The organism is Methanosarcina thermophila TM-1 (genome assembly GCF_000969885.1).
GTDB lineage: Archaea > Halobacteriota > Methanosarcinia > Methanosarcinales > Methanosarcinaceae > Methanosarcina > Methanosarcina thermophila.
Genome location: NZ_CP009501.1, coordinates 1,731,413 through 1,754,410 on the forward strand (window position 1 = coordinate 1,731,413; position 22,998 = coordinate 1,754,410).

The window sequence follows — 22,998 nt, forward strand, 5'->3', positions numbered from 1 at the left end:
TTTTTCTAAAAATATTATGAAAGGTAACCTAATATTATTGATTAAAATATTAATAGTTATTCGAAAAGTTTGGTTTATGATGCCACATATGTTTTAAATAAAAACGTGTACTATAAGGTCCTGGATCTCCCAAATAAGGGCAAAATGAGGATTTTTAATATTAAAATATTTGTTCTTATTTGTTCTTATAACTAATACTGCCACAGAAATAACTATAAAAGTGAATTAACCTATGAGAGTGAATTAAATTTTATAATATTTGTAGAATTGTTGACACTTAAGTTTGAGGCAGGACAGGTTCATAACCTTATTCACAATTAGCATGTTATCCTCATGTATTGTTAAGCTCGTTAGCTTTTGCCTGCGCTGCTTCCTCGGTTTCGAAAATCTCGGTGTTCAAAGGATAACTATATAAACATATCCCATCTGTAACCTGCGCACCTCTGTATATAAGAGTGTAAACAGGGTTATCCATGTCATCTGATTTCAGGTAGCTGATCTCATTTTCACCAAAATTTACCAGTGTATATTCCGAGCCTTCTATTTCTATCGTCTCAGGAAACTCTATGCCGTCAAATAGCTGTTTCCCGACTGAAAAATTCAGATCCTTATATAGCAACACCGGTCGAATAAGCACTTTCGGAAACTTTGATTCCGTGCCTTTATCTGAAAAATGTGACAAATCCACTTTCTCATCTACATAGTTAGAGAAGTTTGCGTTTCGAGATGCGTATTCATATACTGATTCGTATACATGTGCAATCATTCCATTGATCTCGATATGAAATGTCATAGATTTCAGCCCCGCAGGCTTATAGACCGATCTATAAAACATTGGATAAAAGCATGTGAAAATTAAGTTAATTTAGTTTATTTTTAAGTTATTTCCAAGTTATTTTTAAGTTATTTCTAGGTTATTTTCAGGTTACTTTTAAGTTGTTTTTAAATTATTTCAATTTATTTTTAACTGATATTTAAGTTATTTTAGTTTATTTTAACTATATTTAAATCTCTTTAACTTATATTTAAGTTACTCATTTTTTTAATAAAATAGAAATTTTCAGCAGCGGCTACTGGTACTCGGATCCCTTTCCGGCTTTTTTCTTATAATAACTGGCTTTTTTCTCCTAATAAGAGTAGATTTTTTCTTTTATCTATTCAATTCTTACTTACTGTAGCACAATTAAGTTCAATTTAGAAAATAATCACTTAATCCAACAGTATATTTATATTAAATTATTCTTTTAATTGATAAGTTGCCCTCAGATTTGAATTTCCTTTCGCTGAAAGGCATAAGCTGGAAAGAATATTCTAGAATTATAGAATATCGTAGTTTTTGATATGCATTACGGACTTTGCAATACCCTTTATAGGTTTTAAAAACAGAAGGAAGTACGTTGATGAAAATAAGGAAAAAAGGAAAGAGCAGAAAACAGCACCGCTTTGTTAATTATTTATTTAAGTTGATGTTATACCTTTTGATAAAACCAATTAAGCTATTATTGAGTTTTTCATTTTACTTACTGAAGTTTATATGGCTACTGTCAAGTTATTCGATGCATTTATTGTGTAGTCTTATAAAACGACTATTTAAGAGAAAACCATCAAACCCAGCTCTATCCACATTAGCTGAAATCGATAAGATGAATGGATACAAGTTTGAAGAATTTATGAAACACGTTTATGAACAATTAGGATATTCAGTTTATCATACTCCGAAATCACGTGATCAGGGTGCAGATCTTATTCTAACCTCAAAAGAAAGAAAAAGAATTGCTGTTCAGGTCAAAAGATCCTCGAGTAAGGTTTCAAACAGTGCAGTACAGGAAGTTGTAGCTGCAAAAGGTTTCTACAAATGCACCAAGGGCATAGTAGTTACAAACAGTTACTTTACCGATTCTGCCAGACAATTAGCTAAAGCGAACTTTATTGATTTGGTTGATAGAAACGAACTTGAGAAGCTGATTAATACCATTCTGAGTTAAGCTCTGAATAAAATTTCTTTTTTATATATCTTTTTTTAGACTTTTTATTAGTTCCATCAAACCCTGTCCTAGAATCTCTGTTATGTTTTAATAGTTTATAAAAAACGCAATTGAAAACCTGGAATCATTTAACTTTTACTGGAGTTTGGCGAGAAATCAAGACAAAAAGCAAATTGTAGCACAGATAAATTATGCTTTAGAACATCTTCTTAAATTCGATGACTCGAATAAAGCTTTCTATTCCACCAATTTTGCTATATCTTAATAATCAATCAATTTAACAAATCAGTAAGAAAGAATATTTTATTCAGAACAGAGGGCTTATACAAAAAATAGGCAAATTAAATTTTGAAATCAATAACATAAACAGTCCTAAATCAATAACATAGACAGTCCTAGATCAATAACATAAACAGTCCTGAGAAGCAAAACAAGATAGTATATAATTAAAAATGCGCCTAGAACTATAGGAGATAGAGCATAGGAGATAGAGATTTAAGCAAAATTCAACCAATTGAATTCGAAATAAAAAATTCAGATTTTATTTCCCTTATCATTCAGATGATTTTCTTTCTCAATAAAATGTTGTAATTTACTATTTGGTAAGAGAACAGATGAAATGTAACCCATATATAAATTACCAGTTGAACAGAGCATTAATAGCTATCATTAACCCTCTTTTTTATTCAATCGGGTGAATACTATGGATAGAAGACAACGTTCTAAAAAACACGATTGGTTAGTCTCAAAAACTCAAAGCATACTTAAACACTATACTTGTCCTGAATCATGTAATGCAAGCTGCTGCAAAACTCACATTATTGACTTTCGTAGAAAAGAATACGAGAAAATCTTAAAAAATGTAGACAAAGAAAGTGCAAGAATTTTAAAATCTAATGCAGTAAAGTCAGAGTTGGAAGGATGTTATAAAGCAATTGTTGGGCACTGCCCATTATTGATAGACACAAAATGCAGGATATACGATAACAGGCCTGAAGCATGTAGAAATTTTCCTTTTGTAATTTTTCCTGACGATGATATAGGATTTGGTTTAACATTGTTATTGTGTCCGATGTCTGTCAACATAATCCAAGATTACGCACAGTGGTATAAATCAGTAAACTCAACAATGTACAGCGAATTAAATAACTTATACAAACACTATAAAAACATAGACAAAAACAATGACTTTTGTATTGAAATGAAAGAGAGTAATTTGGATTCGTTCATAGAATTTCTTGAAAGAAAGTAATCATTATTAATTTCTTTTTTCTTGCCTGCTTGTGTTAAAGTATAGAAATTTCAATATGCAGGCGGTGAAAGATTGAAAAAATGAAAAATAGTAACATATATAAAAATTAGTTTTTTATTTTTAAAAATATTATTGTTTTTTACTGATAAATTCCTCACTATTTCTACATAGATGAACAAAAGACAATGTTTTTATTATAATAAACATAATGATTAATTTAATTAAGCTGCAAATAATTGCCCTCAATAGAATAAAATATTTTATAAAGTATAATAGATAAAGCCTGGAGATTATTATGAATCTTGTCAGTAAAATTTTTGGAATTAAATTAGCAGGGCTGCTAATTATTATTTTATTTATCGCGATATCGGGCTGCAGTTCAGCCCCGGATACAGAGAGTCAAAGTGCCAGTGAAAATGCACAGTTAGCAGATGACACAGTTACAACGACAAACGCATCCCACACAGATGAAAATGTTATAGCTCTAGAAAGTACCGACCCGATGTCAAGCTCAGCAAAGGTCATATATCTTCATCACAGCACCGGCGGAGTTATCTGGGAAGGTGGGGTACAGGATACGATTGAAAAATATAATGCTGAGCACGGCACAGACTATAGTATAACACCCCTGGAATTTCCAAAGGCATCCCCCTATGGATGGAATAACTATCCTTATGATTACTGGAACATCTGGGTAAATCATGCCGGTCCTTCTGCCTATATGGAAGAACCTACCTTAGAGATGCTGACTCAGACTTATGACGTCATCGTTTGGAAGCACTGTTTCCCGGTTAGCAACATAGTTGCCGATACAGGTTCTCCAGATGTAACTTCCAGTGTCAAAAGCCTGGAGAATTATAAGCTGCAGTACAACGCGCTTAAAGAAAAGATGCATGAGTTTCCGAATAAACGTTTCATAGTTTGGACAGGTGCAGCTTTGGTCGAAAGCCAAACCAATCCCGCAGAAGCTGAAAGAGCAAGAGAATTTGCTAACTGGGTCAAGACAACCTGGGATGAGCCCGGTGATAATATCTATGTTTGGGATTTCCGTGAACTGGAAACCGGAGGCGGACTATACCTCCTGCCGGAAAATGCCGTATCACCCTCGGATTCTCACCCTAATTCAAAATTTGCCGCTTCCGTTGCCCCACTGATCGGTCAGCGTATCATTGATGTCATAGAAGGACGCGGTGATAATTAATTTTATTCCAAAGCTTGACCATCCTCTATCATAAAAGCTTTTTCAGGAGTTAGAATCCAGGCGTAAAAACAACTCTTCCTCTCTGGAGGAGTTGTTTTATTTTTGCAGTTTACTACAAGCCTGAGTGCTCACTCGTGAGCAGATATCGGGCGGTTACTGGCAAGAAAGGCTCGAACTTGCGATAGCCCGATGGATGAGTTACAAAAAGGGATCAAATTGGGGATGAGACAGATCCTCTTCCCCTTGTTCCGCGTAGATAACGCGAATAATCCCGATAACTAAAAGAAAATTTAGGCGTAAGGGTTCCTCAACGCCTTGTTGACACCGAAGTTCTTACGCTCCTCAACTGTCTTCCAGTTTTTATCGATCTTTTCCTTTGCAAGCTTTTTGACGAGATCGAGACCAGGTTTGACTTCTTCTATGGGTTTTGTCTCGAACATGCCTGCAGCAACAGCTTTGGACCAGATTTCATTACCTCTCTTGGTGCGGATGAAGACCGTGGACCAGCCATCTGGGCTTCCGACCGAGCCGGTTGAAATATCGGCAAGGTTGGAGACATAATCGAGGCAGACGTGGCAGCCGGGTTGCTCGTATTTGTGGGTAGCTTTCAGGGGCAGGCTGGCGACATTCCCCCGGTTAGTGTAAACCCAGAACTTGCCCTTCCCGATGTCCATTCTTCTCACGGAGTTGAGGCTCTGCGCCGCATGGTCCTCGACAATGGTTTGCAGAGACTTGTATGGGAAGTTCTCCATACAGAAGAGACCAACTGTGAAAGCAACCTTATCAGGGACGTCCCGCATGTTAATCGGATAGAGCTGAGCCTTCCTGACTGCCTGCATCTGGCAGCAGACACCGGTTACACCTACCTTATCGAGACCGAAAGACCGAGTTGCTTCCTTGAGCCAGGAGATCTGGGGGCTGATGCTGTACTTCGTCCCTCGTGCCTTGAGAATGTCCTCGCGGCTCATAGCAACGAACGGTTTGGGCTCCCATGGTCGGTCTCCTTCGCCTGCCACAATAGTTCCATCGATTATCCCCTGTTCGAGAGCATAGACCATGAGGGTGGTGGCAATGCCGCCGTCCTGTGCCTTCTGGAGGATCTCTTTGTCCGTGCTCCTTGCCGAGACGCAGGTTATGTATTTGCCGAGATATGGATCTTCAATCAACTCTCTCACCTCACTTAAGCGCTCCAGCAATTAACTCGTTGATGTTCTCGAATTCTTCAATCACATCGGTGTTGAAGAATGATCTAGGACAGGCGCCGTAGCAGGAGCCACACTTGATGCAGAGGTCACGCTCTCCCTGCGGCTTCCCGAACTCCATGGTGATCGCCCGTACTGGACAAGAGGCAGCGCAGGTGCCACAGCCCATGCAGAGACCCTGATTAATTACATCAACCATCAGGTCGCAGAAGCATCCTGACGTGCCGCGCTTCGCAAGGTCCATGAGAGGCTTTAAGTACTTGCCCGCAAGAGCTTTCTGATCCTCGTTCCCCTCCAGGAGCAGGTACGCCATGATAGAGACATTCCTTATGAGTTCTGGGCTCGGAGGGCATCCGGGGATGTAGAGATCTACGTCGATGAGATCCCCTATGGGAAGGAAGGATTCATGCTGGGGCTGATTGTGCTGCCCGCCGCGGCTGAACCTTGTGATGTTCCCATAACTTGCGCAGGAACCAAGAGCCACCACTATCTTTGACTTCTTCCGCGTCTCTTTGATCTCCTCCACCGATTCATGATCCTGGATGCAGACCGATCCTTCAACAAGCGCGACGTCCATCTCAGGGATATGCCTAACGTCGGCGAGTGTAAGGCAGTAGACGAGGTCGGCGTAGTCGTCCAGGATTTTGATGAGTCCTAAGTTATTGTCGGCCACGGACACGAGGCAGCCGGTGCAGCCGCTCAAGTGTACATGCCCGAGCTTGATCTTATTTGCCACTGGTTTTGTCTCCTTAATAGTTCATCCCGATTTCCTTCAGTATCTCAGATACAGCTTCTGGAATGGATCTCTGTACTTCGTCTGTAATCCCGATGACCATCTCAGGGGCAGACACATACTTCTTCTGGCATGCCAGAATCCGGATCTTGATATCGTCCTTGATTACTTGAAGCGGCTCTGTCAGATCCCATGAATGGGCGTCCCTATAGCTTCCCACAGGAAGCTCGTCAACTGAGAGCCACCTGAGCTCGCCAGGTTCCCCTCCGAAATCCGCAATGTCCACAATAATAAGAGTCTTTGTAGACTCGGGATTGAGAAGGGTAAAGATGAAATGGGGTCCCCCTAGTCCCGCGTCAACGACCGTGACATTCTCTGGAAGCTCGAATTCCTTGAGCTTCTCCACAACTGCAGGTCCGAACCCATCATCCGCAAAGAGGGGGTTGCCGCAGCCTGCCACCACGATCTCGGAGTACAGCGTATCCATTCGTCTCACCACTGGAGGAGTTTCTCGGCGACTACCTTATCCTCCTCATTCACCACAATCATGTGGGTTGCACATGATACGCACGGATCATAAGCCCGGACAACCATTTCGGCTATCTGCCAGGGGGCTCCTGTCAGAGCGCGACTGCAGGTCGGAAGGTTCCATGTGGTGGGCACAAGCATCTCATACCACAGCACCTTTCCGTCCTTAACCCGTGTGAGGTGGATATCGGTCCCGCGTGGGGCCTCATTTGCAGCCCAGCCCATAGACCCATCTCCCTGTGGAATTTTGTCGGCAACAACCCTGCCTGAGGTATTCAGGGAATCAAGGCACTTAAGGATGGTATAAAGACAATCAGGATACTCCATCTGCCTGGCGATGTGCTGGGCAAAGGTACCCCTCTCAGTGAAATTCTTGAAGGTTGCGAGCCTTGCCCTCGGACCTACCTCAACAGGCTGACCATCATATGTCGGAACGCTGTTGCAGGCTTCCATCTGGGGATTTGCCTTGGTGCCGACCTTTGTTGTGCCTCCTATTGGATAACTTGGATCCTCAAGATCGATGGTTACCTCGCCCATGTACCATTCCCATGGCCGGGTCTCTTTCCATCGGGAGGGGTCCCATGTGGGGTTTTCGTCAAGGCTGGATGAACCGTACATTGGAGATGTAGCCATGACCCCCTGGTTGTGGTACCCAAGCGTCTTGGGGATCGGGATTTGCTTGCCTGCGACGTCTATGTATTCCAGACTCTGCATATTCCTTATGACCTCGAGCATGAACTCCATCTGCTCATGAGCAAGGACAAGCCCTTCCTTCGCCAGGTCTGCCATCTTCTGCTTTGCAAGGGGACTTACGTTGCGGTACATTCCACCAATTCTCGGGTTGGAGGGATGGATTGCCTCGCCACCTGCGATGGCTCCAATGGTCTGCCCGATCTCGCGAAGGCGGATAATCCTTGCCGCAACACTTCTGGCAGGTTCCTCCTTGGCAAACATGTTGAATTTCTTTTCCGTCCCAGGGATGTAAAAATCCGGAAGGATCAGGAGGTTGTGCAGGGCGATGCTATGAAGGCGGTTTGCAGCATGGAGAATTACCCGCAGGAGTTTAGCATCCTTGGGGATCTCGCAGCCAATCGAGGCCTCCATAGCCTCGATGCTTGCCAGGGTGTGGGCTATGGGACAGATACCGCAGACCCTAGAAGCGATCTTCGGGACCTGTTCCATCGTCTTACCTATGGCGAGTTTCTCAATACCCCTGACCGGGGTTATGGAGAGCCAGTCTCCTCGCTCGACAATACCCTCATCATTCACCTTCATGGTAAGCTTTGAATGGCCTTCATGTCTCGTGGTTGGAGAGATTTCTACAACTTTCGTCATTGCATGCCTCGTTTTCGCTTCAATGTTATTCAGGCTGTACCGTAGATAAGGCACTCCCTGTATGATTATTCTAAGATAGTTACCCGTACATCAGGTACGTTAACCCCTTACTTTCTTCAGTGCTTATTACCTCAGTATATTAATATTTAACTTACAATGAAAAAGAGTCGAAAACACAATATTACATAAACCCTTCCCTCTATAAAGAAAGCAAAAAATAAGAAATATACATTTATAATTATATTTTTATATTATTTTTGGGATTTCTATGATGAAGGAAATCTGAAGATTGTCAAGGAACACAACTAATAAATATAGGCAATAATTACTTATTGCGTTTCAGGAATTAATTGATTGGTTAGAAGACTGCTTAAATACCAGAATAAATAATGTGAGGAAATTGCTGGTAATAACTTATTTTAAAGAAATGCATAACGACATTTTTTAATTGCAGCAGAAATTTGCTGAACTTATTTATTGACATTTTTCATCTTAAGCTATAATTTTCCAGGCATGATTATTCTGTAACATATAAGAATAATTTAATTCTTACCGATAACTGTTATAGGATAGACGAAATAAAAAACCCAACTATAGGCTTTCCTTTTTTCATTTGAGCATTTGGAGAGATTGAAACAAAACTATATTTTTTCTTTAAAAACATCAATATGTGTAATTCTTTGCGAGAATAACTATTTATCCATGTTTAAATTGCCTGTTTTGCCAGAGATTTTCTGCTGTAAATATATATTTAAAAGCGCATACTGGAAGAGAATAATACTTTATCGGAAAGTGGTGCGCCGGATGTGAGAAAATCAAGCCCGAAGAAATGCTAAAATATGCAACGAGATTTGAATTCCCGCCAACGAAAAATTTGAGACTGAGTATTGAGAAAAGCGTTTTCTTCAGTGGAGACTTCTGGTTAATAAAAAATATGGAGACTGAGGTCTTTGACCCTATCAAAGGTAAATTTGGATTTATCCGAATTAGTGAGTCAACTCCAAAGTACTACTATTTGAGTTTAAAAGATGCTTTTGAGCTTGTTAAATGGATCATACAAAAAGATGAAGAAGGTGAGATAAACAGCAGGGGAAGATGCCGACAATGTGGCAAACTTTTTGAAGAAAATGAGTTGAAAGAAGCCTTTGGGTGGTATTTTTGCCAGGAATGTTATGATGATTCTCAAGACTGAAGATAACGTCTCTCCTGACAGGAATTCCTGAATATTTTCCAGAACAAACCGGATTCAGTAAAAAACACTCAATAGTTTAGAGATAATCATGGGAAAATCTGGCAAAACTCATATAAAGACTCAGAAATATTTCTGAGATCATCCAGGACAAGTTAAAGTTGTGGTAGTCGATTTTAATGAACCCTTGTAATTATTTAAGATGTGAAAAATGAATTTCTGGTTGTCCTCAAGAACAGATTTAAGCAGACTTCTCTAGAAAATAAACAAAATAAGTTTTTTATTGGAGCAAGCAAATCACCAGAGCAAAAGGCAACATTATAAATAAAAAGAGAAATTTAGGGGGATGTGAATAAGGTTGGTAGTTAAGTTTTTAGAAAGGTGATTTATTGGATACTGAAAGTCTCCGGACTTATAAAAAAATCGAACCGTCTTCATATTCTATAAAAGATAGAATAATCCAGATTATCGGGCTTTCTGCATTACTACTGTGGCTAGTAGTATACACGATAGAAACAATGAACTTTAACGAATATGGCGAGGATGCAATATTAATAAAAGCATTATTCTTCCTGGCTGCGTTTTTCTTTACGGGGTCTATTTCTTTGGGAGCGTGGGCATACTATAAAATAAAAAGCGCTTATTCTAATAATCCGTCAACGAGAGTAACGAACGCAGCTAAATTGTTTATATCCGGACTTTTTGTCCTCATGCTGTCAATTCCATTTATATTATTCCCAGAGTCCGACAAATTCTTTAATATATATACAATTGCACTGGTGTATACAGGAAAACGTGCAATGGAAAAGATCTCAAAGAATCCATGAGTAAATTCTGGCTTAACTTTAGAGTAAAGAGCGGTTTATTCCATGCTTTTGTAATTAGAAAGCTGAAGGAATATATTTATGAACGTCAAGAGTTACAGAAAACATAACAACATTTTCCACTAAACCTGCTGTTTTAACACACTTTGATTTTTATGAGCAATTGTAACCTTATACTTTAGAATAGATCACCAGAACAAATCACTAACAAATCACTAACAGATCACTAAAACAGATCACTAAAACAGATCACTAAAACAGATCACTAAAACAGATCACTAAAACAGATCACTAAATAATAAAATCATAATAAACATTTAAATGTTGTTTGATAAAAAAACATTTTATATAGGGATATAATTTGCCCACAACCAATTTTTCATATAATTAATTATAAATAAATTTGTGAATTAATATAGATTGTAGACTGAGAGAACAAATAAAAGCTAACGGATCAACCTCTACGTGAGATCAAAACCAATGGATTAACACAATGGGAAAGTGACTGGTAGGGTATGTGAGCAAAGAAATGCCTGGAAGAAGTTCTAATCTAAAAAATATAGTCGGGGGATATTTTTTAGATTACTGTATAGGGGGCTACAGTAAAAAGAACGAGGTTCTTCCAGGCGTTCTCTAATCATTTCAAAGTGCTTTTTTGCTTTTCTTACAGGTATTTGTAAGTGATGATATAATTCTAATTCTTTAAAAACTGTTAATTTTTTAGTCACAGAACTTCTCTCTCCCTCGCAGCTTGCTTTTTTTCTATTATCTGGCTTTACATTTTCCCCTTCTGTGTTTATCTTTAAAAACCTGGGTTCAGTTTTATAGAGGTAGATTTCGGATATTGAAGAATTCGCGTTTTGCGCGAGATATGAAATTAATCACTTTCGTTTTATCTTTGAAACCATCAGAAGCTTTAAGCCCGGAGCTGGCATCTACACCATATGGCTTTACAAACCATATAGCTTCTCCAACATTTTCAGGAGTCAGCCCCCCTGCTAAGATAACTGGTTTTGATACCTCTTGAACAACTTTTCTGCTAATATTCCAATCATGAACCAAACCTGTCCCACCTACTTTATCATTGGCTAAATCAAGAGTATCCAGGATGAAAGCATCTACCACAGGTTCAAAAGGTTTCATAGCTTGAATAACTTCTGACCCGTTAACATGAAAGTTTTTGATTATTTTTATATAGGGGAGGGCTTTGCGCAGGGATATGATACTATCAACTGTACAATCAGAATGCAGCTGGATAGAAGTAACACCTATTTCATTCGCTAGATTATAGATTTCCTCAGCGTCATCCAGTTCTGTAACTAAAACTGGAGAAATATAAGGTGGGCACTCTTTCACGATTTTTTGAGCTAAATGTTTGTCAATAAAGTCATCTGAATTATGTTTTTGTCCTACTACTAATCCAACCGCATCAGCTCCACAATATGCAGCCATAATAGCGTCTTCGACCCTTTTAATACCACAAATCTTTATTCTCATTATAATCTCCTGAAAAGCCTTTAAGGGAGTTTAAATGCTTTACCTGTTTTATAATGATTGAAATATAAAGAGAACATATTAAAGAGAATATATCAAAGAGAACATATCAAAGAGAACATATCAAAGAGAACATATCAAAGAGAACATATCAAAGAGAATATTATAGTTCCATAAAGAGGATATTATAGTTCCATAAAGAGGATATTATAGTTCCATAAAGAGGATATTATAGTTCCATAATAAATTTCATGATAAAATTGGTTATCGGATTAAGGGAAAAAATCCTGCCAAGACAGAAACTTCTTGAAACCAATAAGATATATCTGGCTCATACCGATTTCATCAACAGACTAGATTTATCTTCATATTAGCTTCCAGAATATATTCATTAAGCATTTATATATGAACTCGCACAATGCTTTTATAGCTTGAAGGTAATTACGCTGGATGTTGGCACTTGCATCAATTGACAGGAGCCAATCTATACAATTAGATCGTTTTTCAGTTTGAAGTTTTATACAAAATCACCTGATCGATTGTATATGAATATCCATACACAGTAATATATAAATGCATCAACCTCCTTCCAGTTTAAACTAAAATCACACTTACCGGCTTATCGGGCTGAAAGCCCAAACCATAGAGTCCATAAAATCCAGCTACAAAGAATGGAAAGAATCTCCCGAAAGAGAGAGTTACCTACTTCGGGAAAAATATTTCTGGCAGCCAGGGAGAGGAATCGGCACTTCTTCCCCGGCACAAATATAACCTGATTTAGGAAAGGTGGCGAGTATGACAACAGTATTTGATGTCCCTGCAACGGAGCTTATTGAGAAGGTTGCAGGTATCCTTAAAGAAAACGATAATATCGTTCCCCCTGAGTGGGCAAAGAACGTAAAGACCGGAGTTCACAAGGAACTTCCTCCGAACAACGACGACTGGTGGTATATCAGAACCGCCGCAATCCTGAGAAAAATCTATACTGATGGACCTATAGGAATCGAAAGGCTCAGATCAGTATACGGTGGAAAGAAGGACAACGGATCAAAGCCAAGTCACAAAGTAAAAGGCAGCGGTTCGATTGCCAGAAAAGCAGTACAGCAACTTGAGACTGCAGGTTATCTGCAAAAAGTAAAGGATGGAAGAACAGTATCTCCAAAGGGACGTTCCCTGCTTGACAATGCAGCACACGAGCTCAAGCAGGAACTTGTTGAGAAGATCCCTGAACTTGCAAAATACTGAGAACATCCCATACCGAAGAATCCTGAAAATTTCCTGGGATTCTTTTACAGATAACTAAATTTATCCAGTTGCTCCGGAAAACCGGTTTTTTGGGTGATTGCCATGTCTACAATGGATGATGAACTCAATGAGATCCGAAAAAGGCGGCTAGCAGAACTCCAGCGGCTGCAGGCGCAAAACCAGCAGGCTGAAATTCAGGCAGCTTACCAGCAGGAACAGGCCAGAGCTGAAATGGAAGCTCAGAAGCAGGCTATCCTGAGGCAAATCCTGACTCCTGAAGCCAGAGAACGCCTTACAGCCCTAAAACTGTCAAGACCGGCTCTTGTAGAACAGCTAGAGATGCAGCTGATCTCGCTTGCTCAGACTGGGAGGCTACCGTCTAAAATTGATGATGAACAACTAAAAAAGCTACTTATGAGGATGCAGCCTAAAAAGCGTAAGACATCCATAACCCGGATTTAAAAAAATGAAAATTTCGGTCCTCTTTAGCGGAGGCAAGGACAGTTCGCTCTCTGCCCTTTTGATGGAACCGTTTTTTGAGATAGAACTCATAACCTGCAGCTTTGGTCTGCTCCCAAATGGCGAGCTGGCAGCAAAAACTGCAAAAGAGTTAGGATTTCCGCACAGGGTTCTTACTCTGGAGTGGGAAATCCTTGAAAAAGCTTACGAGAAAATAATGCAAGACGGTTTCCCGAAAAGCGCCATTAACTACATTCACGAGAAAGCCGTAGAAACTCTTGCCTCGGACCCTGAAGTGAAATTCATTGCAGACGGAACCCGAAGGGATGACAGAGTTCCTGTGCTCTCAATCTCACAGATACGAAGTATTGAAGACCGGCTGGGAGTTCAGTATATCTGTCCTTTGAAGGGATATGGCAGGAAAACCGTGGATATTCTTGTAGAGCGCTATCTGAGGATTGAAGAGGGACCGAGTGAGAGTACTCCGAAAGCGGACTACGAAACCGAGCTCAGGGAGTTAATCAGGCAGAGAGATGGTGAAGAGAAAATAAAGGAACTGTTTCCTGCCCATATCCAGTCCCATGTGCTTTCCAGAAAAAAACTGCCCTGAAGAAGAAGCTCCCCGAAATCGAGAAGTCTTCTGAAAGGGAAAATTCTGGAATAAAGATTTATACAATAATCGAGTTATATTCAACCCTTATACTGCTGCAGATCAACAAAGACCCACATAGAATTTACCGAATATGGTTTTAAAAACTGCCATTAAAGCTGGCAGGGTAAAACCTCAATTATGCAAGGGTTACAATCACAATCAGCTAATTATCGAATATAACCGGAAGTTAATAGAATTAAATTATTTACAGGTCAACAGGTGTGATCCACTTGAGTCATAACATGAAAGGACAGAAGAGGCGTCTGGCAAAGGCGCACAAGCAGAACACACGCGTTCCAGTGTGGGTTATTGTAAAAACTAACCGGAAGGTCGTGAGTCATCCCAGACGCAGGCACTGGAGAAGAAGAAGCCTTGATGTGAAGTAAGCAAGGAAGGTGGGAAAAATGGCAGACGACATGGTAAAAGAACAGATATATACAATCCCTCTCAGGGACGTAAAGAGAGTACCTGCATGGAAAAGAGCCAACAGGGCAGTTACTGAAGTAAGAAGTTATCTTACGAGGCATATGAAGGTTGATCCTGTACAGGTCAAACTGGACAAATCAATTAACGAGCGTCTCTGGGAAAGAGGCTGTGAGAAGCCTCCTCTCTCCATCCGGGTCAGAGCTGTAAAATTCGCAGATGGCGAGGTACAGGCAGAACTAGCCCAGTAAAATATACAAGAAAACGCGAAGCTTCAAAGAATATGATTCGAACAGTGGATATCTATGAAACCCCGTTGATCGGGGTTTTTGCAACATGCACAGAGGATTTTGTTCTTGTCCCTCGCGGCACAAAACCCGAAACCTGTGCAATACTTGAGGATTCGCTTGAAGTAAAAGCCATTGAAACTCTTGTTAATGGAAGCGTTGTGGTAGGAGCCCTTTCCAGAGGAAACTCAAACGGCTTCCTGTTTTCATATGGAACCGATACCAGAGAGATCCAAAAACGAACAGGAGTTAAGGCTGAAATTCTCCCGGGCAAGCTGAATGCAGTCGGAAACATTGTACTTGCAAACGACTACGCAGCACTTGTCCACCCTGAACTGTCGGACAGCGCCGTTGAGACAATTGCCAGTGTCCTTGAGGTAGAAGTCTACAGGGGAACAATTGCCGGGATAAAGAATGTAGGGATGGCGGGAGTTGTTACAAACAAAGGACTTCTGGTACACCCGAAAGTTACACCCCCAGAAAAGGAGATACTGGAAAATATCTTCAAGCTTCCGGCGTATATAGGAACTACGAACTATGGAACTCAGATGCTCGGCTCAGGCCTGCTTGCGAACTCAAAGAGCTATCTGGCAGGTTCGGATACTACAGGACCCGAACTCGGTAGAATTGAAGAAGCTCTGGGATTCGTAGAGTGAGACAAATCATCCATCTGTTACGGAACAAAACTACAGCAAGAGTGTGACCAAGATGAAGAATTTTATTGTTAAAGGCAAATTTAAAGCAGGAAATTCCTGGGAAAAATTCACAAAAAAGGTCGAAAGTCAGAATGAAAAGAACGCAACCGATAAGGTTTATTCTATCTTCGGAAGCAAGCACGGTATTAAGAGAAACCAGATCCAGATCGAAAGCATTGCTGAGGAGTGAAGGATATGGCAGAAGTCAGTGAAGAAGTCAGAAATCTGGCAGCCAGATATCAGGAATTCCAGAGACAGGCGGAGACCTTAAGGCAGCAGATGAACATGGTTCAGGCTTCCATTACAAGCTGTGACCAGACAATAGTAACCATCAACGAGCTTAAGGCTGCTTCAGAGGGAGGGAAGATTACTGAAACAATGGTCCCTGTAGGATTTGGCTCATTCGTTCATGCCGAAATAAAAAATGCAGATAGGATTATTGTAGACCTTGGATCAGGCTTCAGTGCAGAAAAAACGGCAGATGAAGCCATTGAGACTCTTAACCGCCGCAAAGAGCAGCTTATGAAAATTCTCCAACAGATGAATGCTTCACTGACTCATTATGTACAGGGTATGCAAGCTTTAGAATCCGAAGCTGCAAGGCTTCAGCAACCCGGCGGCCAGGCCTGATAAGACCTGGCTCAGATAAAAAGGATAAAACTCAAACCCCATTTGAGAACAAAATCTTTTGTTTTTAATTAATTGTCTATTTTTTATTGAATTTCTTTGGGATGGGATCCTGTGTTCAGCAAATTCAAAGAAAAACTTGGGAATTTTAAGAAGGCACTCAGCAGAACTATTGATAATAAAGCTGTAGAAATCGAACCGGTAATAGAACCTGTGCCTGAGTCCGAAGAGGGCTTTGAAGAGGAGATCGAGCCCATTCCAGAGGAAGAAGCTCCTGAGACACTCCTGGAAGAGAAAAGTTATGAAGTCAAACCTGAAGAAGCCAAACCTGAAGAAGTTAAACCTGAAGAAGTTAAACCTGAAGAAGTTAAACCTGTAACAAGCGCTCCTTCAAAAGTCGAGATTGAAGACTGGAAAAAGGCTGAATACAGGAGAAAACTTGAAGAGAGAAAGAAGGCTGCAGAGATCAAACCTGCGGAAGAAGAAAAAGTACCTGAGGAAAAGAAATCCTTCTTTAAAAGATTTTCCTCGAAGGTCGGGTTTGCACAGAAAGCGAAAGCTCTTGTATTCAATAGGGAGGTCTATCTGGATAGTAAAGACCTGGAAGAGCCTCTCTGGGAACTTGAGATGGGGCTTCTTGAGAGTGACCTCGCTCTTTCAGTTTCCGAAGCAATTGTGGAGTCTGTGAAAAAACAGCTTACAGGTACTACAAAGCGGATTGGGAGCAATACCGGAGATATTGTAGAGGCAGCCCTTAGAAAAGCCATCTACGATGTGGTCTCTGCCAATACCTTTGACTTTGACGAGTATGTGAGGAACAGGGAAAAACCGGTCCATATTGTCTTTGTTGGAATCAATGGGACAGGGAAAACAACGTCCATTGCAAAAATAGCGTACAGATTATTGAAATCGGGTTATTCTGTGGTGCTTGCTGCAGGAGATACTTTTAGGGCAGGTGCTATTGACCAGCTTGGGATTCATGCCGACAGGCTCGGAGTAAAAATGATCAAACATCAACCCGGAGCCGATCCTGCGGCAGTTATTTACGATGCGGTGCAATATGCAAAAGCCCATAAGATAGATTTTGTGCTTTCCGATACTGCAGGCCGTATGCATACTAACCTTAACCTAATGTCACAGATGGAAAAGATCTGCAGGGTAAGCACTCCAGATCTTATAATTTTTGTAGATGAAGCCGTCGCAGGGAATGATGCAGTTGAGAGGGCTGCACAGTTCAATGAAGCTGTGCCAATTGATGGTTCGATTCTGACAAAAATAGACGCTGATGCCAAAGGAGGAGCTGCGATATCCATTGCCTATGTCACAGGAAAGCCCATTCTCTTTTTTGGGATAGGACAGGGTTATGAGGACTTAAAAAAGTTCGATCCCGAATGGTTTGTAGACCAGCTTTTTAACCAGACCGTTTAAGCTTTGAGCTAGCATAGAATAGTGAGTCACTCAAAGCTTTTTGGGAGACCCACTATTTTATGAATCCTACTAAAGGGCTAATCTGAAAGAAAAATATTAGCTTTTTTAAATTTCTGGTTTTCCAGAGGAGAGATTTAGATTTTTATCGGAGAGTTCAGGGCTCCTCAGGAATTATAATCCATGCTATTAAATAGGCAACTATACCTGTTCCTGCCCCCATTATAGTGATAAGCAGCCATAGGAGCCGTATAAGCGTAGGATCAACTTTAAAGTATTCACCTATCCCGCCACATACCCCTGCAATAATCCTGTTCTTCTTTGATCTGTACAACCTATTCATTTGACCACCCCTAATTACAAAATGCTTTAAGCTTTATAAAAGCTACATAATAGATTGCTGAGATTCAATTTATAAGTAACTCTGAAAACAGGAGATTTTATCGAGAATCTCTATATGTTTGCAAGTAAGTTGATTTTAGCTGGTTTTTTAATAGCTTTGTAGAAAACCGATCTAAATCAGTGTCAAGGGCTAAGGCTAACTACTGAAAATATAGATCGCAAGGCATAGTTTAAACTAATGCAGATTTGTTATTTCATAGGTTTTCTGCAGAGCCCAAATTATATTAACAAGCCAGCACTGCATTTTTATCCGGTTAAATTAAACCAGGTTTGAATGTGGGGCATTAAGAACTTTCGTCCACACATATAACAAGCCAATTATGAAATCTACTGAGATCTTCTTAAAATTTCTGTAGCTTTAAAATAGCATTTATCAAATCCTTCGTTGCTAACTTTTCTTGCTGGAACTCCTGCTATTGTAATTCCTTTTTCTTTAAAGGATTTGTTTACTACTGAATTTGCACCTATTGCTATATCATCTGCAATTTCAATATCTCCAAAAATTTTAGCACCAGGACCGATATACACATTATTCCCTATTTTTGGCACGGGCAATACAAAATCCGGTCTTGATTTGTAGTCCCTACTAAAGACGTTTGTTGCAATACTTACGCCGGTATGAATGCGACAATTCTCACCAACTTTTGCATTGCTATTTACAATTATAGTACCTTTATGAGCAATAGATAATCCAGGACCAAATACATTCGGAGGGATAGTAAATCCTAATTTCGTACTTAGTCTTTGGAATTTGAGAAAAAGATACAGACTGTATGGTTTATATATAATACTTTTTTTACAATTTATATAGTACTCTCTTTTTCTTAGTAATCTCTCAAATCTCCAGATATCATCCAGAAAGTAATCTATATAATACTGAATTGTACCTCTTTTTTTCCTGAGTGCAATCTCATCTGCTTTTAAATAGAATAAATAATCCTTCTTTGATTTAATCATAAAGGCTCAACTAACGAGTATCAAATTAGTTATCAAATAGTGTGCTAAGATGGAAAATGAGTTTTTCTAAGTATCTTGGCACATTCCTCATAAGTTCTTAGATAAACATGCGGAATTTAAACCCTTAGAAGCCAATCCGTTTTATTTAGAAAGTTAACAATTATTGATTTTTACGACGGTTTTAAGTTAGAATTTTACACATAATTCTTTTTAGAAGGATCTTCCAGGGGTTCATGTTTTTTAGATTCTAGCCCAATCGCTGATTACATCTTCAGATACAAAGTTCTCCCCGAACGCTTGCACATATATCCTGAATTCCTTCCCTGCAGGAATCTTAAGCCCTTTTGCGGTATAGTTGTAAACCCCTTCCGGCTCAATTACAACTGGAGAACTTTCAATCTCGTCCCAGAAAGAGAGCTGATCTTTAGCCTGAAGGGCAACGTAAAAAGTTGTGTTTTCGGCTTTTTCGGAACCCACATTGATTGCGGTGACACTGACATCGACAATTCCCTCTATTCTTGAGTACTTGCACTGAGCTTTGAAATCAAGATTAATCTTGGGTCTTCTGGAAACAGGGATAACACGTACAGGTTGACCTTCATATTCTTCGGGAATTTCCCCTATATGCCAATCAGTACCTGTGGTCTCCAGATAATAATAATTGTTACCTTCGTACTCAAAACTCCTGCCTTTCTGCTCAGGACTGCATTTTATTCCCAGAGCCATATGTTCAGGAAGTTCAAGAAGGACAACATCACAACCTATTTCCTGAAGAAGCGCTACAGAGAGAATCGCGGTATCTTCACAGTCTCCGCCTCCCTCATAAAGAGTCTCATAAGGGAAACGAGGATACTGTTCGTAACCTGAACTCTGGAGATCCGAGGTATAGTTCAAGGACTGAACAAAAGAAACACAAAAACCCGGGATCTCACTTTCCTCAAGCCCACAAGATTTTGAGAGTGAGATCAAACTGTTTGCAATCTCCTTAATTAACCAGTCATCATACGGATCCGAAGCAAATAGATCATAGTCCCTATTTCGAGTTCTGGCTTTATACGATTCATAAAGTTCATCATCAAGAGGTAGGGTAAGCTGCCAGCTACCCCTTTTGTATTCCCATGAGTAAGTTCTAGATGATGTTCCTGAACTGATGGATTCCTCTGTAACCCAGGCACTGCAAGGCTCACTATTCACTATATTTACTCCTACCAGGTTCTCCACGGTATCACCTATACAGGAGCCCGGGGAGGTCTCAGGGCAGGATGATACCAAGAGGAAGTCGACCAGATAAATTAACAGGAAGAAGCAAAAAAGAGTGGCTACTCTTTTCACAAATTATCCCCCCATCCAGATTGCAGTCTGTGATTTCATCTCCAGAGAACATCCCTGAGATGGGAATCTACATGGTTCACTTCCAGCAGACCCTCCAGAGGGGGTTCAAAAAAAGTCGGATTCATAAGAGACCGGTATTTCAGAACAAAACCGTTAATGTCTCCTGTAGAATTGAGGAAATCCGTGCAAAATGTTTCCATAACTTCAGGAACATCCCTGCTGCTTGTGGACTGCACACGCCGCTGTTCCCCGTTCTCAAGGACTATCTTTACCGGACCTCTGGGAATGCCAAGCCCTAATTCCACCTCCGGGCAAACTGGCAGGAAATCAACATACTCCACGAGATTTGCCACCGTGGAGCTGTTTATCATATCCCCATTACATCGACAGTGATCAAACTCAAGGCATCCACTAACCACAACCTCTCGCCGAACAAACTCCCTCATTTAACCCCCATATAAGAAAGGATTTGCAGTATAAATTACTTTCCAGAAGAATGCCGAAAAAGACTCCTTTTTTTAAAATATAGAGTTAGAAAGTAGAGAACTCTTAAAAAAGGCTTTAAAGCACTTGTTAGAGGAAATTGCCAAGTTTGAATGAATAAATGGTTTAAATTTAATCAGAAACTTATCAAAAATTACAATATGACAGGTTTTTCAAAGCAAAAATCTCGAAGAGGACGATTTATTAAAAGTTTTTCTAGTCAAAGGTAATTTTTTCTTTTTTCGGGAACAGCTTTATAGCAACAAAAATAATTATAAGATATAACTTATGGAGGAGGTCAGGGGAAAGGCCAGTGTTTTTAAGGGTTAAGCTCCCGAAACTCGAAGTCCGTCTCCGGATCCCAAACAAAACGGTATACTCTTAAAAATATAGGTGAAAATATGGTACAGGCCGAGTATGAACAGATACGTATGCCGCTAATAGGGGACGATGCACCTGCATTTAAAGCTGTGACGACCCAGGGACCAATAAGCTTCCCTGAAGATTATAAAGGCAGATGGGTTATTCTTTTCAGCCATCCTGCAGATTTCACGCCCGTATGCACTACTGAGTTTATGACCTTTGCCAGTATGCAGGAAGAATTCAGAGAGATGAATACTGAGCTTATAGGGCTTTCCATAGACAGTGTCTTTTCCCATATTGCATGGCTCAAGAGGATAGAGGAGAAAATTGAGTATAGAGGGATGAAAAATCTTGAGGTCAAGTTCCCGGTAATAGAAGACCTGAAGATGGAAGTTGCGAAAAAATATGGTATGATCCAGCCAAATGCTTCAACTACGCAAGCTGTAAGAGCCGTATTTATTATAGATCCTGAGGCAAAAATCAGGACAATACTCTACTATCCGCAGTCAACCGGAAGGAATATGCAGGAAATCAAGAGGATAGTTATGGCTCTTCAGAAGAATGCAGCTGAAAAAGTTGCAACACCGGCTAACTGGCAGCCAGGAGATGACGTCATTATTCCAGCCCCCAGTTCAATGGAAGCCGTAAAAGAAAGAGCCGGTAATTCAGAGGATGGCATGTACTGTCTTGACTGGTTTTTGTGCCTGAAAAAAGATGGTAAAAAATAATGTAGAGCATAAAAATTCTTCAAACATTACTTTATCAACCTTTTTTTATTTTATTAATAGAATATAGTTCTATGAAGAAAATTTCTGGAAAAGCTTACTCCAGAAGATCCTTTTTTAACAAAAACCAGAATCTAGCTTTTTTAATATCAGATTCCATTTGATTAAAATATTTAAGAATAAAAATTTTCAGCGGAAAAATTTTACTACTGTTTGAGAAGAGATTTATAAGAATGAAATATATAAAATTACTTTTGGGGGCGTGGGAAAAGCAATTCTTTTTAGTGTTTTTTAGTGTTCACTCCCAGTAACTCGAAGTCAGTTCCCATATACAGGAACTTCTGAAACAAGAGTGGTGAGAGTATGGTAGAAACCGAGTATGAGAAAACATATATACCGCTAATTGGGGAAGATGCGCCTTCATTTGAAGCCATGACAACTCAGGGACCAATAAACTTCCCTGAAGATTATAAAGGCAAATGGGTTATTCTTTTCAGCCATCCTGCAGATTTCACACCCGTATGCACTACTGAGTTTATGACCTTTGCCAGTATGCAGGAAGAATTCAAAAAAATGAATACTGAACTCATCGGGGTCTCTATAGACAGCATTTTCTCCCACATTGCGTGGCTTAAGAGAATTGAGGAGAAAATCGAGTACAAGGGGATGAAAAATGTAAAGATAGGATTTCCAGTAATCGCTGACCTGGAAATGGATGTTGTCAAAAAATATGGTATGGTTCGGGTAAAGGATTCAAGAATCCAGACTGCAAGAGCAACTTTTGTTATAGATCCCGAGTCAAAAATCAGAGCGATAGTTTACTATCCTGTAAATAATGGCAGGAACATTCAGGAATTCAAGAGGCTCATAAGTGCCATGCAGAAAAATTATGCTGAAGATGTATCAACTCCAGCAAACTGGCAGCCAGGCGATGATGTTATAATTCGTACTCCTCGTTCAATGAATGAGGTAGAGAAAAGGCTAGAGAAAGTCCAGGATGAAGTTTACTGCCTTGACTGGTTTATTTGCCTGAGGAAAGATAGTAAAAATAATTTGGGGTGATTGAATTAAAAATCTCAGGACCTGGAGTAAGAAGCAGATAAATTGGTGGAGTTAATTTAAGAGTTGCGTAAGTATAGAAGAATCTCTTACCCCCCCAATAAGAGATTCTCCTGGTGAA

General features: G+C 40.0%; 26 protein-coding genes. 16 read left to right on the plus strand and 10 right to left on the minus strand.

What is annotated here, in order from left to right; translation table 11 throughout:
* Positions 1 to 331 precede the first annotated feature (331 nt).
* Entirely contained in the window at positions 332 to 793 is a 462-nt protein-coding gene (locus MSTHT_RS07455) for a hypothetical protein (protein WP_048167233.1), read from the minus strand.
* A gap of 607 nt (positions 794 to 1,400) precedes the next feature.
* Between MSTHT_RS07455 and MSTHT_RS15140 the strand changes: the two genes are divergently transcribed.
* The 3 genes from MSTHT_RS15140 (at position 1,401) to MSTHT_RS07470 (ending at position 4,438) form a co-directional block, all read left to right on the plus strand.
* Entirely contained in the window at positions 1,401 to 1,985 is a 585-nt protein-coding gene (locus MSTHT_RS15140; protein ID WP_048167234.1) for a restriction endonuclease, read from the plus strand.
* A gap of 703 nt (positions 1,986 to 2,688) precedes the next feature.
* Positions 2,689 to 3,237 carry a YkgJ family cysteine cluster protein gene (locus tag MSTHT_RS07465; protein ID WP_048167235.1) on the plus strand — a complete coding sequence of 183 codons (549 nt, stop codon included), beginning with the start codon at positions 2,689 to 2,691 and terminating at the stop codon, positions 3,235 to 3,237.
* Positions 3,238 to 3,532: 295 nt separating this feature from the next.
* On the plus strand, positions 3,533 to 4,438 hold the full coding sequence (locus MSTHT_RS07470) for a hypothetical protein (protein ID WP_052721857.1): 906 nt from the start codon (positions 3,533 to 3,535) through the stop codon (positions 4,436 to 4,438).
* Positions 4,439 to 4,728: 290 nt separating this feature from the next.
* Here MSTHT_RS07470 and frhB read toward each other — a convergent pair whose 3' ends face one another.
* The 4 genes from frhB to frhA are packed head-to-tail and all read right to left on the minus strand — an operon-like array spanning position 4,729 to position 8,236.
* Positions 4,729 to 5,613 carry a coenzyme F420 hydrogenase subunit beta gene (gene frhB / locus MSTHT_RS07475; protein WP_231588033.1) on the minus strand — a complete coding sequence of 295 codons (885 nt, stop codon included), beginning with the start codon at positions 5,611 to 5,613 and terminating at the stop codon, positions 4,729 to 4,731.
* Between the two features lies 1 nt (position 5,614).
* Positions 5,615 to 6,376, minus strand: coding sequence for a coenzyme F420 hydrogenase subunit gamma (frhG, locus tag MSTHT_RS07480; RefSeq protein WP_048167236.1), 762 nt, complete (start codon positions 6,374 to 6,376; stop codon positions 5,615 to 5,617).
* 13 nt (positions 6,377 to 6,389) lie between these two features.
* Positions 6,390 to 6,860 (minus strand): coenzyme F420-reducing hydrogenase, FrhD protein, encoded by a 471-nt coding sequence (frhD, locus tag MSTHT_RS07485; protein WP_181952176.1) that lies wholly within the window; start codon positions 6,858 to 6,860, stop codon positions 6,390 to 6,392.
* Between the two features lie 5 nt (positions 6,861 to 6,865).
* The gene (frhA, locus tag MSTHT_RS07490) at positions 6,866 to 8,236 is read right to left on the minus strand and encodes a coenzyme F420 hydrogenase subunit alpha (RefSeq protein ID WP_048167238.1); all 1,371 of its coding nucleotides are present in this window, start codon (positions 8,234 to 8,236) and stop codon (positions 6,866 to 6,868) included.
* 829 nt (positions 8,237 to 9,065) lie between these two features.
* Here frhA and MSTHT_RS07495 point away from each other — a divergent pair.
* Both MSTHT_RS07495 and MSTHT_RS07500 read left to right on the plus strand, forming a co-directional pair.
* Complete coding sequence (locus MSTHT_RS07495) at positions 9,066 to 9,428, plus strand: hypothetical protein (RefSeq protein ID WP_048167239.1); 363 nt, start codon at positions 9,066 to 9,068, stop codon at positions 9,426 to 9,428.
* 386 nt (positions 9,429 to 9,814) lie between these two features.
* Positions 9,815 to 10,252, plus strand: coding sequence for a hypothetical protein (locus tag MSTHT_RS07500; protein WP_048167240.1), 438 nt, complete (start codon positions 9,815 to 9,817; stop codon positions 10,250 to 10,252).
* Between the two features lie 819 nt (positions 10,253 to 11,071).
* On the opposite strand, the gene MSTHT_RS07505 is transcribed toward MSTHT_RS07500, so the two are convergent.
* Entirely contained in the window at positions 11,072 to 11,746 is a 675-nt protein-coding gene (locus MSTHT_RS07505; RefSeq protein WP_048167241.1) for a phosphoribosylanthranilate isomerase, read from the minus strand.
* Between the two features lie 792 nt (positions 11,747 to 12,538).
* Between MSTHT_RS07505 and MSTHT_RS07510 the strand changes: the two genes are divergently transcribed.
* From MSTHT_RS07510 to ftsY, 9 genes are all read left to right on the plus strand, one after another.
* Positions 12,539 to 12,988 carry a 30S ribosomal protein S19e gene (locus MSTHT_RS07510; RefSeq protein WP_048167242.1) on the plus strand — a complete coding sequence of 150 codons (450 nt, stop codon included), beginning with the start codon at positions 12,539 to 12,541 and terminating at the stop codon, positions 12,986 to 12,988.
* Between the two features lie 93 nt (positions 12,989 to 13,081).
* Positions 13,082 to 13,450, plus strand: coding sequence for a DNA-binding protein (locus tag MSTHT_RS07515; protein ID WP_048167243.1), 369 nt, complete (start codon positions 13,082 to 13,084; stop codon positions 13,448 to 13,450).
* Between the two features lie 4 nt (positions 13,451 to 13,454).
* On the plus strand, positions 13,455 to 14,057 hold the full coding sequence (locus MSTHT_RS07520; protein ID WP_048167244.1) for a DUF7411 family protein: 603 nt from the start codon (positions 13,455 to 13,457) through the stop codon (positions 14,055 to 14,057).
* Between the two features lie 272 nt (positions 14,058 to 14,329).
* Positions 14,330 to 14,485, plus strand: a complete 156-nt coding sequence (locus tag MSTHT_RS14065; RefSeq protein WP_082086800.1) for a 50S ribosomal protein L39e — start codon at positions 14,330 to 14,332, stop codon at positions 14,483 to 14,485.
* An 18-nt stretch (positions 14,486 to 14,503) separates the two neighbouring features.
* Positions 14,504 to 14,773: a 50S ribosomal protein L31e gene (locus tag MSTHT_RS07525; RefSeq protein ID WP_048167245.1), complete on the plus strand. Its 270-nt coding sequence runs from the start codon at positions 14,504 to 14,506 to the stop codon at positions 14,771 to 14,773.
* A gap of 32 nt (positions 14,774 to 14,805) precedes the next feature.
* A complete protein-coding gene (locus MSTHT_RS07530) occupies positions 14,806 to 15,465 on the plus strand; it encodes a translation initiation factor IF-6 (RefSeq protein ID WP_048167246.1) in 660 nt (219 codons plus the stop codon).
* Between the two features lie 52 nt (positions 15,466 to 15,517).
* On the plus strand, positions 15,518 to 15,694 hold the full coding sequence (gene rpl18a, locus MSTHT_RS07535) for a 50S ribosomal protein L18Ae (protein ID WP_048167247.1): 177 nt from the start codon (positions 15,518 to 15,520) through the stop codon (positions 15,692 to 15,694).
* A 5-nt stretch (positions 15,695 to 15,699) separates the two neighbouring features.
* On the plus strand, positions 15,700 to 16,134 hold the full coding sequence (gene pfdA / locus MSTHT_RS07540; protein ID WP_048167248.1) for a prefoldin subunit alpha: 435 nt from the start codon (positions 15,700 to 15,702) through the stop codon (positions 16,132 to 16,134).
* A gap of 111 nt (positions 16,135 to 16,245) precedes the next feature.
* Positions 16,246 to 17,559: a signal recognition particle-docking protein FtsY gene (ftsY, locus tag MSTHT_RS07545; protein WP_048167249.1), complete on the plus strand. Its 1,314-nt coding sequence runs from the start codon at positions 16,246 to 16,248 to the stop codon at positions 17,557 to 17,559.
* Between the two features lie 154 nt (positions 17,560 to 17,713).
* Here the strand turns inward: ftsY and MSTHT_RS07550 are convergent, their stop codons facing one another.
* From MSTHT_RS07550 to MSTHT_RS07565, 4 genes are all read right to left on the minus strand, one after another.
* On the minus strand, positions 17,714 to 17,899 hold the full coding sequence (locus MSTHT_RS07550) for a PspC domain-containing protein (protein ID WP_048167250.1): 186 nt from the start codon (positions 17,897 to 17,899) through the stop codon (positions 17,714 to 17,716).
* Positions 17,900 to 18,285: 386 nt separating this feature from the next.
* Positions 18,286 to 18,915 (minus strand): serine O-acetyltransferase, encoded by a 630-nt coding sequence (locus tag MSTHT_RS07555; protein ID WP_048167251.1) that lies wholly within the window; start codon positions 18,913 to 18,915, stop codon positions 18,286 to 18,288.
* A 240-nt stretch (positions 18,916 to 19,155) separates the two neighbouring features.
* Entirely contained in the window at positions 19,156 to 20,247 is a 1,092-nt protein-coding gene (locus MSTHT_RS07560) for a hypothetical protein (RefSeq protein WP_048167252.1), read from the minus strand.
* A 35-nt stretch (positions 20,248 to 20,282) separates the two neighbouring features.
* Positions 20,283 to 20,693 carry a DUF523 domain-containing protein gene (locus MSTHT_RS07565; RefSeq protein ID WP_082086801.1) on the minus strand — a complete coding sequence of 137 codons (411 nt, stop codon included), beginning with the start codon at positions 20,691 to 20,693 and terminating at the stop codon, positions 20,283 to 20,285.
* A gap of 438 nt (positions 20,694 to 21,131) precedes the next feature.
* On the opposite strand from MSTHT_RS07565, the gene MSTHT_RS07570 reads away from it, so the two are divergent.
* Both MSTHT_RS07570 and MSTHT_RS07575 read left to right on the plus strand, forming a co-directional pair.
* Complete coding sequence (locus tag MSTHT_RS07570) at positions 21,132 to 21,821, plus strand: peroxiredoxin (RefSeq protein ID WP_082086802.1); 690 nt, start codon at positions 21,132 to 21,134, stop codon at positions 21,819 to 21,821.
* A 360-nt stretch (positions 21,822 to 22,181) separates the two neighbouring features.
* A complete protein-coding gene (locus MSTHT_RS07575; protein WP_082086803.1) occupies positions 22,182 to 22,880 on the plus strand; it encodes a peroxiredoxin in 699 nt (232 codons plus the stop codon).
* Positions 22,881 to 22,998: the final 118 nt, after the last annotated feature.

Bases quoted from the DNA above. Each gene is read 5' to 3' on its own strand.
- MSTHT_RS07455 (WP_048167233.1), bottom strand. From the start codon at position 793: ATGACATTTCATATCGAGATCAATGGAATGATTGCACATGTATACGAA.
- MSTHT_RS15140 (WP_048167234.1), top strand. From the start codon at position 1,401: ATGAAAATAAGGAAAAAAGGAAAGAGCAGAAAACAGCACCGCTTTGTT.
- MSTHT_RS07465 (WP_048167235.1), top strand. From the start codon at position 2,689: ATGGATAGAAGACAACGTTCTAAAAAACACGATTGGTTAGTCTCAAAA.
- MSTHT_RS07470 (WP_052721857.1), top strand. From the start codon at position 3,533: ATGAATCTTGTCAGTAAAATTTTTGGAATTAAATTAGCAGGGCTGCTA.
- frhD (WP_181952176.1), bottom strand. From the start codon at position 6,860: ATGGATACGCTGTACTCCGAGATCGTGGTGGCAGGCTGCGGCAACCCC.
- frhA (WP_048167238.1), bottom strand. From the start codon at position 8,236: ATGACGAAAGTTGTAGAAATCTCTCCAACCACGAGACATGAAGGCCAT.
- MSTHT_RS07495 (WP_048167239.1), top strand. From the start codon at position 9,066: ATGCTAAAATATGCAACGAGATTTGAATTCCCGCCAACGAAAAATTTG.
- MSTHT_RS07505 (WP_048167241.1), bottom strand. From the start codon at position 11,746: ATGAGAATAAAGATTTGTGGTATTAAAAGGGTCGAAGACGCTATTATG.
- MSTHT_RS07510 (WP_048167242.1), top strand. From the start codon at position 12,539: ATGACAACAGTATTTGATGTCCCTGCAACGGAGCTTATTGAGAAGGTT.
- MSTHT_RS07520 (WP_048167244.1), top strand. From the start codon at position 13,455: ATGAAAATTTCGGTCCTCTTTAGCGGAGGCAAGGACAGTTCGCTCTCT.
- MSTHT_RS07525 (WP_048167245.1), top strand. From the start codon at position 14,504: ATGGCAGACGACATGGTAAAAGAACAGATATATACAATCCCTCTCAGG.
- MSTHT_RS07530 (WP_048167246.1), top strand. From the start codon at position 14,806: ATGATTCGAACAGTGGATATCTATGAAACCCCGTTGATCGGGGTTTTT.
- rpl18a (WP_048167247.1), top strand. From the start codon at position 15,518: ATGAAGAATTTTATTGTTAAAGGCAAATTTAAAGCAGGAAATTCCTGG.
- pfdA (WP_048167248.1), top strand. From the start codon at position 15,700: ATGGCAGAAGTCAGTGAAGAAGTCAGAAATCTGGCAGCCAGATATCAG.
- MSTHT_RS07550 (WP_048167250.1), bottom strand. From the start codon at position 17,899: ATGAATAGGTTGTACAGATCAAAGAAGAACAGGATTATTGCAGGGGTA.
- MSTHT_RS07555 (WP_048167251.1), bottom strand. From the start codon at position 18,915: ATGATTAAATCAAAGAAGGATTATTTATTCTATTTAAAAGCAGATGAG.
- MSTHT_RS07565 (WP_082086801.1), bottom strand. From the start codon at position 20,693: ATGAGGGAGTTTGTTCGGCGAGAGGTTGTGGTTAGTGGATGCCTTGAG.
- MSTHT_RS07570 (WP_082086802.1), top strand. From the start codon at position 21,132: ATGGTACAGGCCGAGTATGAACAGATACGTATGCCGCTAATAGGGGAC.
- MSTHT_RS07575 (WP_082086803.1), top strand. From the start codon at position 22,182: ATGGTAGAAACCGAGTATGAGAAAACATATATACCGCTAATTGGGGAA.